The organism is Sorangium sp. So ce176, assembly GCF_051519835.1.
Lineage (GTDB): Bacteria > Myxococcota_A > Polyangia > Polyangiales > Polyangiaceae > Sorangium > Sorangium cellulosum_G.
Window position 1 is genome coordinate 5,034,262 of sequence record NZ_CP150371.1, and the last position, 17,435, is coordinate 5,051,696.

A 17,435-nucleotide genomic window follows, 5' to 3' on the forward strand; every position below is an offset into this window, starting at 1 on the left:
CCTCCCCGCCGAGCCGTTTCTCGTCCACGCCTGTCACGCCGGGGCAGCGTACCCCACCGGCCCGGTCATCTCACCCTTCCAGGAGCTCGAACCGGATCCCCGCCGCCTGCAGCCGCTCGATGAGCCGCTCCCCCATCGCGACGGCCGGCGTGAGGACCCCGGCGCGCGCCGGCAGCCGCTCGCGATCGAACGCCATGCAGAGCGCCGACTCCGCCACCATCTTCGCCGTCTCCGAGTAGCCCGGATCCCCGCCGCTCACCCGCGTCACCACCTTGCGCGACGCGCTCTTCCCCTCGAACGTCACCTGGAACCAGCTCCGCGCCCGCTCCTCCGCGCTCGGCCCCTCCCCCGGGCTGCGCACCTTGCGGAGCAGCTCCCGCGTCGGCCCGACCTTGGCGAGCGCCGCGACGGCGCCGAGGCCGGCGATCCCGATCGCGAGCTGCAGCCCGGATTTGACCTGCATGTAATGACCGTACTGGAAGTCGGGGCCGTAGACGTCGAGCTCCCGCGCGCTCCGCAGCACGACCTGCGGGTCGATGCTCGGCATCGGGGAGACCCAGGCGCGCAGCCCCTTCTCGTAACGGATGCGCGCCTTGAGCCCACGCACCTTGCGCGGCCCGTGCTCCTGCTCCTTGCCTGCCTCGCGCTTCCTGCGGCGCGTCTGCGCCACGATCTCGATCAGCGACTGCCAGGTGCCGCCCGAGAAGCTCCCGTGCGCGCGCACGACGCCCTCGACCACGATCGGCTCGCCCGCCGGGAGCTTCGTCACCGTGAAGAGCACGCCGAGGTCGTGCGGGATGCTGTCGAAGCCGCAGCAGTTGACGATCCGCACGCCCCGCGCGCGGGCGGCCTCGTGGTGGCGGTCGAGCAGACGGTCGACGAACTCGGGCTCGCCGGTGAGGTCCGCGTAGTCGGTGCCCGCGCGGATGCACGCCTCGACCAGCGGCTCGCCGCGCGTCGAGTAAGGGCCGACCGTTGTGAGGACGACGCGCGCCTGGCTGGCCATGCGCTCGAGCGACGCCGCGTCCTCCGAGGTCGCCTCGATGACCCCCACCTCGGAGCAGGCCGGATCGATCGCCTCCATCGCCGCCTTCACCTCGGCGAGGCGCCCCGCGTTCCGCCCGGCGATCGCCCAGCGAACGGGCCGCGCCGCGGCCTCGCCGGCGGAGCTGTCCTTGCCCTTGGTGGCGAGATACTCGGCGACGAGGCGACCGGTGAAGCCGGTCGCGCCGAAGACGATCACATCGTACGTGCGGTCGCTGCTGCTCATGGGGGCAGCCTTGATATCACGACCGCGGGCGGGAACGTCACCGTCGGCACCACGACAGAGACGGCGGGACCCAGCCGCCGAACGAGCGCTCCAGGTGCTGCGCCACCGCGATGGTCACGTGGTCGTTGCCGTGGATCGCCGCGACCTGGACGCCGAGCGGAAGGCCCTCGGCGTTGAGCCCCAGCGGGACCTGCGTCGCCGGCATCTCCATGACGTTGAGCACCGCGGTGTACGTCCACTGGAAGGGCGGCAGGAGCGGCGCGTAGTGCCGCGGCGCGGGCCTCGGGTACGTCGGGTAGAGCATCACGCCCCGCTCGCCGATGCGCGCCACGAGCTCGGCCCGGAGCGCCTCGCCGAGCTCCAGGGCGCGCTCGATGCGCGCCGGGAGCCGCTTGCCGAGGTCCTCCAGCAGCGTCAGCCCGAGCGCGGGCAGCGTGTGCGCCGAGCGGCGCATCGACCATCGGGCGAGCTCGCGCGGCAGGCTGACCGGGCGGCCGTCCCCGAGGAGCGACCGGAACGTGACGCCGCCCGCCACGGCCAGCATCGCGGTCCAGATGTCGAGCGCGCGCGCGAGCAGATCGACGCGCCCCACGCGGACCGTCGCGCCACGCGCCGCGAGCGCGTCGGCGGCCCTCCGCTGCGCGGCCAGCAGATCGTCGCTCACCGGGCGGACGCCGTCGTCCTCGATCGAGAGCACCGTCAGCCCGGCGAGGTCGACCGCGGCCGGGTCGCCGAGCGGCATCGGCGCGCAGCTCGGATCGCGCGCGTCGGGACCCGCGAGGATGCGGAGCACCGGCATGAGATCCTCGGCGCGCCGCGCGATCGGCCCCGACGTCATGAAGCGGAGCCCACGCTCGCCCGGCAGCGGGAACTGCCCCGACGTCGGCACGAGCCCGCCGGTCGGCTTGTGGCCGAAGACGCCGTTGAAGAACGCGGGCATCCGGATCGATCCGCCGATGTCCGAGCCGAGCCCGATCGGCGCGCCGCCGGCGCCGACCACCGCGGCCTCTCCGCCCGAGCTGCCGCCCGCGGTGCGCGCCGGGTCGTAGGGGTTGTTCGTGCGGCCGTAGAGCCGGTTGTTCGTCTCCATCCACATGCAGAGCTCCGACACGTTGGTGACGCCGAGCGGGATGAAGCCGGCGGCGCGCAGGCGCGCGACCGTCACCGCGTCCTCCGCCGCGCGCACGCCGGCGCGGGAGACGAGCCCCGCGGAGTTCGGCATGCCGGCGACGGCGAAGCTCTCCTTGATGGAGCACGGCACGCCGAGGAACGGCGGCGCGCCCGCGGGCTCGCCGCGGTCGAGCAGCGCGTCGGCCGCGCGCGCCTCGGCGCGGGCGGCGTCGAACCGGTCCGCCACCACCGCGTTGAGCGTCGGGTTCACGCGCTCGATGTGTCGGATATGGGTCTCCACCACCTCGGCCGACGTGACGGCCCGGGCGCGGATCAGCGCGGCCAGCCGCGTCGCGGAGAGCAGGAGCAACGGATCTCGTGAAAGCATGGATGCGAACAGGGATCAGGCGCAGGACGACGTCGCGGGTCAAGGATTCGCCGCTTCGAGGCCAGACGACCGCTGTTCTGACATCCCTGGCGGGCATCCCGCCGGCCAGCGCGCGGCGCCCCTGAGCGCGTCCGGACGCCGGCGCGTCCGCGGAGCACGCCGCAGCGGCCTACTCGCCCGCGGATCTTTCCACGCAAGGCGCCGGCGCCGCGGCGGCCGGGCGCTCGCGCGCTCGCTGCGGGAACGCCCAGCGCACCGCCCCGGTCACCAGCCAGTCGACCGCCCCCTGGCTGCTCACCTGGATACCTGGATCGACGTACACCTGCACGCGCTCGCTGAGCTCCGCGCCGACCTCCAGCACGCTCGTGGACACGACGCGGGGCCCGCCGAGGTGGTTGAAATGGAAGCTCTGGTCCGGCCCCACCCAGAACCCGCGCGGCAGCTCGACGACAGCGAAGGGCCGCACCACGGACACCTGGATGTCGTCCCGCCGCGGATCGCCGCCGAACGACACAGCGTGCTGGACCTGCAGCCCGATCCGCGCCGGCCGCGCCACGCGGACGTACGCCTGGACGAGCGGCGCGACCTGGTTCTTCCCCGCGCCCAGCGCGCGGTTCGTCGCCGAGTCGAGGACGAGATCCGAGCCGACGAGCAGCGCGAACCGCGGCGTGCCGACAGCGCGCACGAGCGGCCGGATCATCACGTCGCCGAGCCCCATGTTGCGCTTGCCCTCCAGCCCGCCCGCGTAGACGAGCGGCACGTCCGCCCGCAGCGAGAAGCTCCTGTCGAACGCGTAGTCCCCGCGGATCACCGCCGCGTTGAAGAAGCCGTTCCTGCCGCGCGAGACGTAATCGTTCCGGAGCTCGACGAATGTGCCGAGGTTGGCGGCCGCGGGCGCCGGCGTCCGGGGCGCCGCGGCGTCGCGCCGATCGCCTCCGCGGCGCGGCGGCGTCGACGGCCGCACGACGGGCGCCGGCCGCCCGGGCTGAGCGCGCGCGAGCGCCGCGATCGCCGCTGCGCGCGAGGGCGCCGCGGCGGCGGCGCCGGTCGAGGCGCTGCCCAGCGCGAGCAGCGCGAGCGCGGCGAGAGGGGCCGCGCGGCGGCGCCGTCGGCAGCCGAGCGAGGAGATCCGACGAACGGCAGGCCGCGCCTGCGCCACGCGATGCGCTTGCATGGCAGGTCCATGGTGGCGCTGCTCGGCCCGTCGCAGTCGGTCCAGGGCAGCACTCTGCACGTCGGGCGCGCATGAGCCGACATCCGGCGCTTGCGCACATCTGCCCCGGCGCTCCGGATCTGCGCCGCGGCCGATTGCGTCCGCGCTCTTCGCGCGGCGCTCCTTGCGCGCTCCGCCCGGCTCGAGCTCGTTCGACGTCTTCCGTGCACGTCGTTCGACGTCTTCCGTGCACGTCGTTCGACGTCTTCCGTGCACGTCGATCGACGTCCTCCGTGCGCGTCGATCAACGTCTTCCGTGCGCGTCGATCGACGTCTTCCGTGCACGTCGATCGACGCTCTCCGCGCGCGTCGATCGCGACGCCGCGCAGCCAGCCACACGCGACACACGCGCAACGCGATCGGCTCGATCCGCGCCGCTCCGTGCAGGACGTCACGCCCTGTTCGTGGCGTTGACTCACATAAAAAAACCGCACGAAACCCCGCAGAAACAAGCGATCTGTAAAGAAACAGCTTGACGCGACGCAGCAGCTCTGTACGGTAACGGCACGCACGCTATGCAGAAGTCGATGAGCACCTCCAGCGCCCGCGCCTCCGGCGAAGGGACCCCCGCTGTGAAGCTGGTGCATCGCGCTTCGTCCGCGCTCTCGGCGACCCGTTCGCTCGCCGTCGAGTCCGGCGTGTCCGTCGAGCTCCTAGCCGGCCTAGCCATTCCTTCGCTCGTCAGCCTAGCCGTCGTCGGGCTGATTCGCGTTGGGAACGGTTGCGGGCCGCCACTCTGAGCAAGGCAGCATGGAGATAGGCCCCCGCACCGAGAAGGTCCGGGGGCTTTCGTTTTTTCAGCCTGTGGGTTCACGAAGAGCAGCCGTCGTCAAGGAGGATCAGTGAGCAAGGAACATTCGAGGAAGAATCGCGAGGACGCCTCGAGCGAGGCCGTCGACCAGCACATCGCGGAGCTCGCGGAGCTCGTCGCCGCGGGCTGTGGCGTGCCCGTCGCGTCGAGCGCCGTGCGCGAGGAGTTCGAGGCGCTCGTCCACGAGATCCGCGCGCGCGCCAGCGGGGGCGCCGTCCGCGCGCCCCAGCGCTCCTCGACGCAGCTGAAGGGCGCGCGCCCGGGCGGCGCCGCGGCCGAGGCCTCCTTCGAGTTCCACGCCGACCCGCCCTCCTCGCGCGCCGGCTCGAACGCGCAGGCGAGCGCCCTGGCCTTCTCGCGCGTCGTCTCGCTCGACGACGCGCGGCGGGTGCTCGAGGCGATCCGCCGCGAGGAGACCAGCGGCGACGGCCCGCGGGAGGACCTGCAGCGCGCGATCGCCTAGCTCCCTGATCCTCGGAGACACGGCGGAACCCACCGGCCAGGGCGCCCGAGGGCGCCACCACCACCCGCAGCTTCACCAGCGCGACTCGATGGAGTCAGGACTATGAAACGAACAGGCGCACAGATCATCTGGGAAGTCCTCGTCCGCGAAGGCGTGGACGTGGTCTTCGGCTATCCGGGCGGCGCGATCATGCCCGCGTACGACACGATCCTCGGCTACCCGATCCGCCACGTCCTCGTCCGGCACGAGCAGGGCGCGGCGCACATGGCGGACGGCTACGCCCGCGCCTCCGGCAAGGTCGGCGTGTGCGTGGCCACCTCGGGCCCGGGCGCGACGAACCTCGTCACCGGGATCGCGACGGCGATGCTCGACTCATCGCCGATCGTCTGTATCACCGGCCAGGTCTCCTCCAAGCTGCTCGGCACCGACGCCTTCCAGGAGACCGACATCACGGGCGTCACCCTGCCCATCACCAAGCACAACTACCTCGTCACCGACGTCGAGGACATCGCCCCCGCCATCCGCGAGGCGTTCTACATCGCGCGCTCCGGCCGCCCGGGCCCCGTGCTTGTCGACATCACCAAGGACGCCCAGCAGGCGTCGATCGACTTCGAGCCGCCGAAGGGCGAGGTCCGCCTGCCCGGCTACCGCCCCTCCCAGCACGCCGTCCAGACGGACATCGAGAAGGCGATCGATCTCATCGACGAGGCCGAGCGGCCGCTCATCCTCGCCGGTCAGGGCATCGTCCGGGCGGAGGCGACGCGCGAGATCCTCGCCTTCGTGGAGAAGACGGGCATCCCCGTCGCGTCGACGCTCCTCGGCCTCGGCGGCTTCCCGGCGACCCACCCGCTCAGCCTCGGCATGATGGGCATGCACGGCGAGGCCTGGGTGAACCACGCCATCCAGGAGGCCGACCTCCTCATCGCGCTCGGCATGCGCTTCGACGACCGCGTGACCGGCAACCTCAAGACCTACGCGGTCAAGGCGAAGAAAATCCACGTCGAGATCGACCGCTCCGAGATCAACAAGAATGTCAAGGTCGACGTGGGCCTCGTCGGGGACGTCCGGGACACGCTCCTGTCGCTCATCCCCGGGGTCAAGCAGCGCGACAGGGGCGGCTGGATCGAGCGGATCAGCGCGCTGAAGGGCGACTCGGCGGTCCGTGACATTCAACAATTGCCGTACAACGACAAATTGTACGCCGCGCACGTGATGCACGACCTCTGGCGGCTCACCGACGGCAAGGCGCTTGTGGTAACCGACGTCGGCCAGCACCAGATGTGGGAAGCGCAGTACTACAAGCACGATCACCCGCGGAAGCTCATCACCTCCGGCGGGCTCGGCACGATGGGCTTCGCCCTGCCGGCGGCGATCGGCGCGCGCTTCGCGAAGCCGGACGACGAGGTCTGGGTGGTCGTCGGCGACGGCGGCTTCCAGATGACCGCGTGCGAGCTGTCGACCTGCGCGCAGGAGGGCATCAAGGTCCACGTGGCCATCATCAACAACGGCTACCTCGGCATGGTGCGCCAGTGGCAGGAGTTCTTCTACAACCGGCGCTACTCGGCGACCCCGATGCGCAGCCCGGACTTCGTGAAGCTCGCCGAGGCCCACGGCCTGACCGGCATCCGCGTCACGAAGCGCGAGGAGATCGCGGACGCGGTGGCGCGCGCCCGCGCGACGCCGGGCACCGTGGTCGTCGACTTCCGCGTCGAGCAGGAGGACAGCGTCTATCCGATGGTCCCCGCGGGCGCCGACCTGAAGGACATGATCCGCCGCCCGAGCCCCATCGTGGAGACCGGGGAGGATCCGTGAACGCACCCGTAGCGGCGCGCGCCCCGAGCGCTCGTTCCAGCGCGAGCGCGCGCTCGTCGGACGAGCGGGGCGCGTCCGAACGCGTCACGGCCGGCGCCGGGCGCACCACCGACAAGAGGGACTTTCAAGAGGCATCCATGGATCGACCCATCCTGCGCACCTTCATCGCCTACGTCGAAGACCGACCCGGCGTGCTCAACCGCGTCGCGTCCCTCTTCCGGCGTCGCGCGTACAACATCGAGTCGCTGAGCGTCGGGCGCACCCACATCACCGGGATCTCGCGCCTGACCCTGGTCCTCGAGGCGGACGAGGACGGGGCGCGGCGCCTCGAGGCGAACCTGTACAAGCTGGTCAACACCCTGTGGGTCCAGGACGTCACCCACACCGCCTCGGTCGCGCGCGACCTCGCGCTGATCAAGGTGAGGGCGGACGCGACGACCCGGGCGCAGGTGCTCCAGCTCTGCGAGGTGTTCCGCGCGCGCACCGTCGACGTCGCCCCCGAGGCGCTCACCATCGAGATCACCGGGACCGGCGACAAGATCGAGGGCCTGCTCGACGTGCTCCGCCCGTTCGGGATCATCGAGATGGTGCGGACGGGGATGATCGTGATGACCCGCGGCGCCGAGGAGGCCGAGGCCAGGCTCGACACGATGCTGCCTGCGCGCGCGGCCGACAGCGGCGCGCCCTGATGCCTGATGACGTGAAGGAAGGGAGCCGCGAGGTGCGGTCCCTGTTGAATGGAGAGTGAGATGGCGAAAATTTTCTATGATAACGACGCGGATCTGTCGCTCATCCAGAGCAAGAAGATCGCGATCGTAGGCTATGGCTCGCAGGGGCACGCCCACGCGCTCAACCTGCGCGACAGCGGCGCCACCGTGATCGTCGCCCTGCCCGAGGGCAGCAAGAGCCGGCCCAAGGCGCAGGCGGCGGGGCTCCAGGTGGCCACCGTGTCCGAGGCCGCGAAGGCCGCGGACGTCATCATGATCCTCGCCCCCGACACGTCGCAGGCGCGCATCTACAACGAGCACATCGCGCCGCACCTCGGCCCGGGCAAGACGCTGATGTTCGCGCACGGGTTCAACATCCGCTTCAACACGATCACGCCGCCCCCGTCGGTCGACGTCTCGATGATCGCGCCGAAGGGCCCCGGGCACCGGGTGCGCGAGACGTACGAGGCCGGCGGCGGCGTCCCGGCGCTCCTCGCCGTCCACCAGGACGCGAGCGGCAAGGCCGAGGCGCAGGCGCTCGCGTACGCGAAGGGCATCGGCGCGACGCGCGCCGGCGTGCTCTGCACGACGTTCGCGGAGGAGACCGAGACCGACCTCTTCGGCGAGCAGGCGGTGCTCTGCGGCGGCGCCAGCGAGCTCGTGAAGGCCGGGTTCGAGACGCTCGTGAACGCCGGCTACCAGCCGGAGATCGCGTACTTCGAGTGTCTGCACGAGCTCAAGCTCATCGTCGACCTCATGTACCGCGGCGGCCTCAACTACATGCGGTACTCGATCAGCGACACCGCCGAGTACGGCGACTACGTCTCGGGCCCGCGCGTCATCACCGACAAGACGCGCGAGGAGATGAAGCGCATCCTCGGCGACATCCAGAGCGGCGAGTTCGCCCGCAAGTGGATCGCGGAGAACGAGGAGGGCCGGCCGAAGTTCGAGGCGACGCGGTCCAAGGAGCGTGAGCAGAAGCTCGAGGTCGTGGGCGCCAACCTGCGCAAGATGATGCCGTTCATCGATCCGGTCACCATCAAGCCCGGCGACTGAGCCTCTCCACTCGTGGGAGGCGGCGGAGAACACCATGCCTGAGATGATTGCGAATCAAGCGATGCCCCCGTCCGATTACGTCCGCATCTTCGACACCACGCTGCGCGACGGCGAGCAGTCGCCCGGCGCGACGATGACGTCCTCGGAGAAGCTCGAGATCGCGCTCGCCCTGGCGAAGCTCGGCGTCGACGTCATCGAGACGGGCTTCCCCGCCGCCTCCCCCGACGACCTGCTCGCCGTCCAGACGATCGCCGAGCGCGTCGGCGCGGCCGCCATCCCCGGCCGCCCCGCCGCGACCCCGCCGATCATCTGCGCCCTCGCCCGCGCCACGAAGGTCGACATCGACAAGGCGTGGGAGGGCGTCTCGCGGGCCGCGCACCCGCGGATCCACACCTTCCTCGCGACGAGCGACATCCACCTCAAGCACAAGCTCCGGATGACGCGCGCCGAGGTGCTCGATCGCGTCCGGGCCATGGTCGCCTACGCGCGCGACCTGTGCGCGGACGTGGAGTTCAGCCCCGAGGACGCCGGCCGGAGCGAGCCGGAGTTCCTCTACCAGGTGCTCGAGGCGGCGATCGCCGCCGGGGCCACCACGCTCAACATCCCGGACACGGTCGGGTACACCATCCCGAGCGAGTTCGGCGCGCTCATCGCGGGGATCCGCAAGAACGTCGCGGGCATCGACCGCGCGATCATCTCGGTCCACTGCCACAACGACCTCGGGCTCGCGACGGCCAACGCGCTGGAGGGCATCCGCGCGGGCGCGCGCCAGGCCGAGGTGACCATCAACGGCATCGGCGAGCGCGCGGGCAACACGGCGCTCGAGGAGGTCGTCATGGCGCTCGCGACGCGCCGGGCGATCTTCGGGCTGCGCACCGGGATCGACACGACCCAGATCGCCACCGTGAGCCGCATGGTGAGCGCGGCCACGGGCTTCAACGTCCAGCCCAACAAGGCGATCGTCGGCGCCAACGCCTTCGCGCACGAGTCGGGCATCCACCAGGACGGGATGCTGAAGCACCAGGAGACGTACGAGATCATGCGGCCCGAGATGGTCGGCGTCACGCAGACGCGGCTCGTCCTCGGCAAGCACTCGGGCCGGCACGCGCTCCGCAACCGGCTCGAGGAGCTCGGCTACCACCTCGACGAGGCCCAGCTCGCGGCGGCGTTCGCCAGCTTCAAGGCGCTCGCCGACAAGAAGAAGCACGTCACCGATCCGGACATCGAGGCGATCGTCTCGACCACGCGGGCGCAGGTCGCCGAGCTCTACACGCTCGACGCGCTCCAGGTCGCCTGCGGGACGACGGGGATGCCCACGGCCACGGTCCGCCTCCGCGGGCCGGACGGGGCGCTGCACGTGCGCGCCGCGATCGGCACCGGGCCGGTGGACGCCGCCTACCGGGCGATCGACGAGATCGTCCGCGTGCCGAGCAGCCTCCTCGAGTTCTCGGTGCACGCGGTGACCGAGGGCATCGACGCGCTCGGCGAGGTGAGCGTCCGCGTGCGGGCGGACGTGACGTCGAGCAAGCGGCACCCGCAGCACGACGCCTCCGCGCGCGTCTTCCACGGCCACGGCGCTGACACCGACATCCTCGTCGCCAGCGCGAAGGCGTACCTCGCCGCCCTGAACCGGCTCCTCGCGACGTACGGCGTCGAGCCCAAGGAAGACGCGGCGGCGTCAGAGAGCAACCAGAGCGGCCACGGCGCCGCCGTCGAGACCGCGAGATAGGCCGGTGCGCCGGGCGCAGGAGGCCCCCGCGCGGGGCAGACGAGCCCGGCGGCGTGCCCTCGCCGCACAAGGAAGTCGAACCTTATGAACCCGCCTCTCAACGGCGCAGAGCAGGGCGCCCGCCCCGCGGACCGCGTCGACATCTACGACACAACCCTCCGCGACGGCACCCAGCGCGAGGGCATCTCGCTCGCGTGCGAGGACAAGCTCCGGATCGCGCGCCACCTCGACGCGTTCGGCCTGGCCTTCATCGAGGGCGGCTGGCCCGGCTCGAACCCGAAGGACGCTCAGTTCTTCGAGCGGGCCAGGGACATCGAGTGGAAGCACGCGAAGATCGCCGCGTTCGGCTCGACGCGCCGCGCCTCGCTCGCGCCCGAGGACGACCCCGGGCTGCGCGCGCTGCTCGCCGCCGGGACGGAGGTCTGCACGATCTTCGGCAAGAGCTCGGCCCTGCACGTGACGGCGGTGCTGCGCACGAAGCTCGACGAGAACCTCCGGATGATCGAGGAGACCATCGCCTTCCTGCGCGCGCACGGCCGCCGCGTCGTCTACGACGCCGAGCACTTCTTCGACGGGTACGCGCTCGACCACGCGTACGCGATCGAGACGCTGCGCGCCGCCGTGCGCGGCGGGGCCGAGGTGCTCACGCTCTGCGACACGAACGGCGGCTCGATGCCCTGGCAGATCGAGGCGGTGGTCGCCGAGATGAAGGCGCTGCTCGGCCACCCGCTCGGCATCCACGCCCACAACGACGGCGAGTGCGCGGCCGCCAACTCGCTCGCCGCCGTGCGCGCGGGCGCCCGCCACGTGCAGGGCACGATCAACGGCTACGGCGAGCGCTGCGGGAACGCGAACCTCTGCGCGATCATCCCGAACGTCGAGCTGAAGCTCGGCCTCCGGGCGCTGCCCGAGGGGGCGCTCCGCGGGATCTCGGAGCTCTCGCACTACGTCGCCGAGGTGGCGAACCTCGCCCCCGACGACCACATGGCGTACGTCGGGCGGAGCGCCTTCGCGCACAAGGGCGGCGTGCACGTCGCGGCGATGCGGCGCGAGCCCGCGGCCTACCAGCACATCGACCCCGCGCTCGTGGGCAACGCGATGCGGACCGTCGTCAGCGAGCTGTCGGGGCGCGGCAACCTGCTCAGCAAGGCCGAGGAGTTCGGGCTCGAGGTGCCGACCGGCGCCGAGGTCGAGGTGCTCGAGCAGATCAAGGAGCGCGAGGCGCGCGGCTCCTCGTTCGAGGCGGCCGAGGCGTCCGTCGCGCTGCTGCTCCACCGGAGCGCGGCCGGCTACAAGCCGCCCTTCCGCCTGCTCGACTTCAAGGTCATCGCGGGCCAGCGCGAGGGCGTCGGCACCTTCGCCGAGGCGATGATCAAGATCGACATCGACGGCGAGGTGGTGATCACGGCGGCCGAGGGGTCCGGCCCCGTCAACGCGCTCGACGGCGCGCTCCGCAAGGCGCTCGCGCCCGTGTACCCGGCCGTGCGCGACATCCAGCTCGTCGACTACAAGGTCCGCATCCTCGACGGCCGCGACGGCACCTCGGCGACGACGCGCGTGCTCATCGACAGCCGCGACGCGCACCGCCAGTGGAGCACCGTCGGCGCCTCCACGAACATCATCGACGCGTCCTGGCATGCGCTCGCGGACGGGATCGAGTATGGGCTCACGCTCGCAGCGAGAGAGCCTGCGCAGTTCACATCCACGTTGCCTGCCAGCGAGGTCGCATGAAGGCCAATATCGTTCTTTTGCCCGGCGACGGCATCGGCGTCGAGATCGTCGCGGAAACGCGCGTCACCCTCGACGCTGTCGCCGCCCAGTTCGGCCACAGCTTCACGTACACGGAGCACCTGATCGGCGGTTGCGCGATCGACGCGACCGGCACGGCGCTCGCGCCGGAGACGCTCGACGCGTGCCGCGCGGCGGACGCCGTCCTGCTCGGCGCGGTCGGCGGCCCCAAGTGGGACAACCCGAACGCGAGCGTCCGCCCCGAGCAGGGGCTGCTCGCGCTGCGCCAGGGCCTCGGCCTGTACGCGAACCTGCGGCCGATCCGGCTGTTCCCCGAGCTCATCCAGGCCTCCCCGCTCAAGCCGGAGCGGCTCGCGGACGTCGACATCATGGTCGTCCGGGAGCTCACGGGCGGGCTCTACTTCGGCAAGCCACGGCTCCGCGAGGAGGTGAACGGGCGCCGGCGCGCTGTCGACACGCTCGAGTACACGGACGAGGAGATCCAGCGCGTCGTCGAGCTCGCGTTCCGCCTCGCCGCGTCGCGCCGGCGGCTCGTCACGTCCGTCGACAAGGCGAACGTCCTCGAGTCGTCGCGGCTCTGGCGCACGGTCGCGACCGAGGTCGCGGGCCGCCACCCCGACATCCGCATCGAGCACCAGCTCGTCGACTCGTGCGCGATGCGGCTCATCACGTCCGCGTCGGCGTTCGACGTCATCGTCACCGAGAACATGTTCGGCGACATCCTGACCGACGAGGCCGCCGTGCTGGCCGGCTCGCTGGGCGTGCTTCCGAGCGCGTCGCTGGGCGACGGCACGCGCGGGGTGTACGAGCCGATCCACGGCTCGGCGCCGGACATCGCCGGCAAGGGGATCGCCAACCCGGTGGGCACGATCCTGAGCGCCGCCATGCTGCTCCGGCACTCGCTGCGGCTCGACAAGGAGGCGGCCGCGCTCGAGCGCGCCGTCGCCCAGGCGATCGCGGGTGGCGCCCGGACCGCGGACCTCGGCGGCAAGCTGTCGACCCAGGGCATGGGCGAGGCCGTGCGGGCGAAGCTCGCGGCCTGAGCGAGCGCCTCAGGCGTCCCGGGGAGCCCTCTCCGGCGCTCGCGCTCCGCGTTGCCGCCGTCCAGCGCGTCGCTAGAAATCCATCATGTTCATCGTCGTCAACACCATCACGGCCTCCGCGGCGGCGCTTCAGGCCATGGTGGAGAGCTTCCGGCGGGCAGCGCCGGAGATGCGGCAGTTCTCCGGCTTTCTCGGCCTCGAGATCTGGCTGGACGACGGCAGCCTCAAGGCGGTCTCGAGGTGGGAGAGCCGGGAGGCCTTCCAGGAGTACCCCAGATCCGAGGTATTCCGGCGCCACCACCGCGGCATGGGCGGCGAGCAGGCGCTCCGGGCCGCGCACATCGCTTTCTACGACGGCGAGATCATGGCGTGAGCCGGGCTCGGGCCCCCCGGGGCAGGGCCCCAGCCCGGACCGGCCCCCCGGCGCCTCTGGCGCGCCTACAGGGTCCGTGGCGCGGCGGCGCGGCGGCGCGGCGGCCGTGCCTGCCCTCCGCGTAGGCGATGCCGTCCTTGAGCGTGCCGCGCGTCGCCGAGCTCGATGCGGAGCACCGTCACCGTCGTCGCCACGTCCGGCCGGATCCCGGTGAGCACGACCTGCGCGCCGGACGCGCTCGATCAAGCACAGCGCCGCGCCCGCCCGCGACGCCCACTCCACCGGCTGCTCCAGGATCTCCGCCCTTCGCGTGGCCGAGGCGCTCCAGCGCCGCATGAATCGCGCGCTGGATCGCCCCGCCGCGCGACGGAGGAACCCCCGCAGCCAGCGCGCGGCGTCCGCCTCGGTCGTGAACAGCTTCCGCGGCGCGGGCGCCTGCGAAAGCGCGAGGAGGAAGCGCCCGATCGCCTTGCTCACGGGCGAGCCCACGAGCAGCGCGAGCGCGCAGCGCCCCTTCGCGGCCTCCGCTCCTGCGAACTACTCCCGCGCTACCCGATGCACCGACTTCTGCGCTCTCGTATCGACCAGGACGGGGCGCGGCGCGCCGTCGGCGAGCTCGATAGTGGCTCTGACCACCTCCTACGCGAAGGTCAGGCTCATGTGCACGGGGAACGCGGTCACCCGGATGATCCCATCTTCTTCGAGCCGGAGTATCCGGTCAGACGTCACGATCCCGCGAGCCTTCGTGATGCATCCTTTGCCGCGCATCGCCGCCTGTCCCGCGGCGATCGCTCAGGGTTTGGAGCCCATTGGCGCGCCGCGCCATCTCCATTGTTCGAGGCGCTCGTATCCGAGGTGAGCGTCACGGCAGCCTTACAAGGATAGGCCTTTTCAGGCCGGATTGTCCATGGCGTCGCGGTCCAACACGCTCCTCGGCGCCGGCGGTCCGGGCCATGTGCCTGGCTCGCCTGGCTCACCGGCGCGCGAGACCTGAGAGGGCGCGCGCCGCGCGTCGTGAGACCGTGGGCCGGCGAGCGCCACGCGGCCGCGCGGGCCCCGCGCTCGCGGAGCGCGCGGGTTCGTCGCTGAAAGCATCCATGGTGTCTCAGGTGTCCTTTCTGCGCCAATCGACATCACGCCCCAGACACCACACATGATCCCGCGGCGGGGAAGCTCAGGTCCCCGCGTGTCATCGCCTGTCACCGCGACGAGCGATGACTCCATCCCACATGGATTGATGTGCACAGGAGAATGGGAACATGAGCCAATTGACGAAGTTCGCATCGCTCGTCGCCCTGTCGACGGCTCTGTCCGCAGCCGGTTGCATGGCCGAGACGACGGCGTCGGACGACATGAGGACCCCGGTCGACGAGACGCAGCAGGCGTCTCAGACCGAGGAGATGGACTCCGCGGATCAGGCGTTGAGCGCGGAGCCCGCGATGGACGTGAGCGCGGAGAACGCGAGCGCAGCAGACCCCGGCTCGGCGAACCCCGGCTTGACGGGCCCCGGCTCGACGGACCCCGGCTTGACGGGCCCCGGCTCGACGGACCCCGGCTTGACGGGCCCCGGCTCGACGGACCCCGGCTCGACGGGCCCCGGCTCGACGGGCCCCGGTGAGGAGGAGAGCGCCGGCGCGAACCCCGACGCATCGCGCTTCTGGGGTTGGGGGGGAGGCTGGGGCGGCTTCCGGCCCTGGGGCTGGGGCGGCTTCGGCTTCCGGCCCTGGGGCTTCCGGCCCTGGGGCTGGGGCGGCTTCGGCTTCCGGCCCTGGGGCTGGGGCGGCTTCGGCTTCCGGCCCTGGGGCTGGGGCGGCGGCTGCGGCGGCTGGAGCGGCTGCGGCTGGTAGTGGGCGCTCCGGGCCGCGCGGCACGGTGACGTGGACGCGCGGCGCTCGCTGAGAGCGCGAAAGGCGGCAGCGCCGCGGCTCGGTCCTCGCCGCGGCGCTTCACGCTGTCAGGGCATCACACCCCGCTCGCAGAACGCTCGCGCACTCCTGGCGAGCCGGGCTCCCTCGCGCAGCCGCGGAGGGAGCCTCGGTGTCAGGCTGCGTCCGGGGCTCGCCCGCGCGCGCCCGGCGGCGGGCCATTCCCCGCGCGGCCCGCGCACATCAAGCGTCGGCCTCGGCGAGGCTCGGGATGCGGTTCACGAGGAATCGGGTCCTCATGTAGCACCACCACGTGACGGCCATGCAGGTGAGATAGAAGACGAAGAAATACGAGAGCGCCGTCGTGGCCCCGCCCGTCGCCTTGATCGAGGCGCCGAAGCTGCGCGGGATGAAGAAGCCGCCGAGCGCCCCGATCGCCGAGGTGAGGCCGAGGACAGCGGCGCTCTGGCGGCGCGCCGTGGTGAGCGCCTCGACGCGCGCCGCCTCGCCCCTGCCCTGCGCCGCGCGCAGGTGATCGCGCCGGAAGAGGACCGGGACCATCCGGAAGGTCGAGCCGTTCCCGATACCGGTCGTGATGAACATGACCATGAACAGCGTGACGACCCCGGCGTAGCTCTTCTCGTTCAGGAAGTGGATGATCCCGAGCGACGCGAGCCCCATCACAACGAAGTTCCAGAACGTGATGCGCGCCCCGCCGATCTTGTCCGCGAGGTAGCCGCCGAACGGCCGCGCCACCGAGCCGATGAGCGCGCCCAGGAACGTGAGCTCGAGGGTCACGGTCGGGAACTGCATCTTGAGCAGGAGCGGCAGCGCCGCCGAGTAGCCGATGAACGAGCCGAACGTCCCGATGTACAGCCACGCGATGATCCAGGTGTGCTTGTTCCTGGTGGCGGCCATCTGTTCCTTGAAGTTCGACTTCGCGGTCGCCAGGTTGTTCATGAAGAAGTACGCGCCGGCCGCCGAGAGGAGGATGAGGGGGATCCACATCAGCCCGGCGTTCTGCAGGTAGATGCCCGACTCGGTGTGATACCCGCCGATCGCCGTCGCGACCGCGCCGGGCCCGATGAGCAGGGGCACGAGGAGCTGCACGTTGCTGACGCCGATGTTGCCGCCGGCGGCGTTGAGCCCGAGCGCCAGGCCCTTCTTCTTGTCCGGGTAGAAGAAGGAGATGTTCGCCATGCTGGAGGCGAAGTTGCCGCCGCCGAGCCCCGCGGTCCCGGCCGCGACCGCCATCAGCCAGAACGGCGTGTCGGGCCTCGTCACGAGCATCGAGAGCGAGATCGTCGGAATGAGCAGCAAGAGCGCGCTGACGATCGTCCAGTTGCGCCCGCCGAATTTCGGGACGGCGAACGTGTACGGGAACCGGATCAGCGCGCCGACGAGGCCCGGGATCGCGACCAGCAGGAAGAGCTGGTCCGTCGTGTAGTTGAAGCCGACCTTGGGGAGCCGGGTGGCCGTCACGCTCCAGAGCAGCCAGACGGAAAAGCCGATGTTCTCGGCGATGATCGACCAGATGAGGTTCCGACGGGCGATCCGTTTCCCTGTCTTCTCCCAGAACGCGTCATCATCGGGGTTCCACTCGGTGATCAACGTCGACATCTGTCCTCCTCGTCAGATCGGGCGCGGGCTGCGATGAATCACGGCGATTCTAAGCAGCGATATCCGATCAATGCATGCTCTGCACTGGCATCCAGGTAGTACATGCGAGGAGCCAACATCGGAGTTTCTCGTGTGTTTCCTGACCGTTTCGATGCACTTTTCCCGTGCGGCGACGACGTCATGAATGGACGCCGGCCGGGCCAAACGCGCGCGGCGCTCTCGTATC

At 71.3% G+C, this 17,435-nt stretch carries 13 protein-coding genes and 1 pseudogene; 9 read left to right on the forward strand and 5 right to left on the reverse strand.

Going from position 1 to position 17,435, the window contains the following annotated elements; all coding sequences use genetic code 11:
• Window positions 1-70: 70 nt before the first annotated feature.
• From WMF42_RS18740 to WMF42_RS18750, 3 genes are all read right to left on the reverse strand, one after another.
• Entirely contained in the window at window positions 71-1,270 is a 1,200-nt protein-coding gene (locus WMF42_RS18740; protein WP_437693405.1) for a saccharopine dehydrogenase family protein, read from the reverse strand.
• A 37-nt stretch (window positions 1,271-1,307) separates the two neighbouring features.
• Window positions 1,308-2,768 carry an amidase gene (locus tag WMF42_RS18745; protein WP_061606896.1) on the reverse strand — a complete coding sequence of 487 codons (1,461 nt, stop codon included), beginning with the start codon at window positions 2,766-2,768 and terminating at the stop codon, window positions 1,308-1,310.
• A 169-nt stretch (window positions 2,769-2,937) separates the two neighbouring features.
• Window positions 2,938-3,942, reverse strand: a complete 1,005-nt coding sequence (locus WMF42_RS18750) for a hypothetical protein (RefSeq protein ID WP_437693406.1) — start codon at window positions 3,940-3,942, stop codon at window positions 2,938-2,940.
• Between the two features lie 881 nt (window positions 3,943-4,823).
• Here WMF42_RS18750 and WMF42_RS18755 point away from each other — a divergent pair.
• The 8 genes from WMF42_RS18755 to WMF42_RS18790 all read left to right on the forward strand — a co-directional run bounded on the left by WMF42_RS18755 (window position 4,824) and on the right by WMF42_RS18790 (window position 13,724).
• Window positions 4,824-5,255 (forward strand): hypothetical protein, encoded by a 432-nt coding sequence (locus WMF42_RS18755; protein ID WP_061607029.1) that lies wholly within the window; start codon window positions 4,824-4,826, stop codon window positions 5,253-5,255.
• Window positions 5,256-5,357: 102 nt separating this feature from the next.
• Window positions 5,358-7,067 carry a biosynthetic-type acetolactate synthase large subunit gene (gene ilvB, locus WMF42_RS18760; RefSeq protein ID WP_434048139.1) on the forward strand — a complete coding sequence of 570 codons (1,710 nt, stop codon included), beginning with the start codon at window positions 5,358-5,360 and terminating at the stop codon, window positions 7,065-7,067.
• A 137-nt stretch (window positions 7,068-7,204) separates the two neighbouring features.
• Window positions 7,205-7,756 (forward strand): acetolactate synthase small subunit, encoded by a 552-nt coding sequence (gene ilvN, locus WMF42_RS18765; protein WP_061607027.1) that lies wholly within the window; start codon window positions 7,205-7,207, stop codon window positions 7,754-7,756.
• A 60-nt stretch (window positions 7,757-7,816) separates the two neighbouring features.
• Window positions 7,817-8,830 (forward strand): ketol-acid reductoisomerase, encoded by a 1,014-nt coding sequence (ilvC, locus tag WMF42_RS18770; protein ID WP_061607026.1) that lies wholly within the window; start codon window positions 7,817-7,819, stop codon window positions 8,828-8,830.
• A 43-nt stretch (window positions 8,831-8,873) separates the two neighbouring features.
• The gene (locus WMF42_RS18775; protein ID WP_437693407.1) at window positions 8,874-10,559 is read left to right on the forward strand and encodes a 2-isopropylmalate synthase; all 1,686 of its coding nucleotides are present in this window, start codon (window positions 8,874-8,876) and stop codon (window positions 10,557-10,559) included.
• A gap of 84 nt (window positions 10,560-10,643) precedes the next feature.
• Complete coding sequence (gene cimA, locus WMF42_RS18780) at window positions 10,644-12,290, forward strand: citramalate synthase (protein ID WP_061607024.1); 1,647 nt, start codon at window positions 10,644-10,646, stop codon at window positions 12,288-12,290.
• Window positions 12,287-13,351 carry a 3-isopropylmalate dehydrogenase gene (gene leuB / locus WMF42_RS18785; RefSeq protein ID WP_061607023.1) on the forward strand — a complete coding sequence of 355 codons (1,065 nt, stop codon included), beginning with the start codon at window positions 12,287-12,289 and terminating at the stop codon, window positions 13,349-13,351. The genes cimA and leuB overlap by 4 nt, the downstream gene beginning before the upstream one ends.
• 85 nt (window positions 13,352-13,436) lie before the next feature.
• A complete protein-coding gene (locus tag WMF42_RS18790) occupies window positions 13,437-13,724 on the forward strand; it encodes an antibiotic biosynthesis monooxygenase family protein (RefSeq protein WP_061607022.1) in 288 nt (95 codons plus the stop codon).
• 384 nt (window positions 13,725-14,108) lie between these two features.
• Here WMF42_RS18790 and WMF42_RS18795 read toward each other — a convergent pair.
• Window positions 14,109-14,237 (reverse strand): annotated as a pseudogene (locus WMF42_RS18795) (DUF7793 family protein); the annotation flags it as partial.
• A gap of 746 nt (window positions 14,238-14,983) precedes the next feature.
• On the opposite strand from WMF42_RS18795, the gene WMF42_RS18800 reads away from it, so the two are divergent.
• Complete coding sequence (locus WMF42_RS18800) at window positions 14,984-15,571, forward strand: hypothetical protein (protein ID WP_437693408.1); 588 nt, start codon at window positions 14,984-14,986, stop codon at window positions 15,569-15,571.
• Window positions 15,572-15,832: 261 nt separating this feature from the next.
• On the opposite strand, the gene WMF42_RS18805 is transcribed toward WMF42_RS18800, so the two are convergent.
• Window positions 15,833-17,209 (reverse strand): MFS transporter, encoded by a 1,377-nt coding sequence (locus WMF42_RS18805; RefSeq protein WP_061607019.1) that lies wholly within the window; start codon window positions 17,207-17,209, stop codon window positions 15,833-15,835.
• Window positions 17,210-17,435: the final 226 nt, after the last annotated feature.

Coding starts and splice junctions, on each gene's coding strand:
- WMF42_RS18745 (WP_061606896.1), bottom strand. CDS start 2,768: ATGCTTTCACGAGATCCGTTGCTCCTGCTCTCCGCGACGCGGCTGGCC.
- WMF42_RS18800 (WP_437693408.1), top strand. CDS start 14,984: ATGAGCCAATTGACGAAGTTCGCATCGCTCGTCGCCCTGTCGACGGCT.
- WMF42_RS18790 (WP_061607022.1), top strand. CDS start 13,437: ATGTTCATCGTCGTCAACACCATCACGGCCTCCGCGGCGGCGCTTCAG.
- WMF42_RS18740 (WP_437693405.1), bottom strand. CDS start 1,270: ATGAGCAGCAGCGACCGCACGTACGATGTGATCGTCTTCGGCGCGACC.
- ilvN (WP_061607027.1), top strand. CDS start 7,205: ATGGATCGACCCATCCTGCGCACCTTCATCGCCTACGTCGAAGACCGA.
- leuB (WP_061607023.1), top strand. CDS start 12,287: ATGAAGGCCAATATCGTTCTTTTGCCCGGCGACGGCATCGGCGTCGAG.
- ilvB (WP_434048139.1), top strand. CDS start 5,358: ATGAAACGAACAGGCGCACAGATCATCTGGGAAGTCCTCGTCCGCGAA.
- cimA (WP_061607024.1), top strand. CDS start 10,644: ATGAACCCGCCTCTCAACGGCGCAGAGCAGGGCGCCCGCCCCGCGGAC.
- WMF42_RS18775 (WP_437693407.1), top strand. CDS start 8,874: ATGATTGCGAATCAAGCGATGCCCCCGTCCGATTACGTCCGCATCTTC.
- WMF42_RS18750 (WP_437693406.1), bottom strand. CDS start 3,942: ATGCAAGCGCATCGCGTGGCGCAGGCGCGGCCTGCCGTTCGTCGGATC.
- WMF42_RS18805 (WP_061607019.1), bottom strand. CDS start 17,209: ATGTCGACGTTGATCACCGAGTGGAACCCCGATGATGACGCGTTCTGG.
- ilvC (WP_061607026.1), top strand. CDS start 7,817: ATGGCGAAAATTTTCTATGATAACGACGCGGATCTGTCGCTCATCCAG.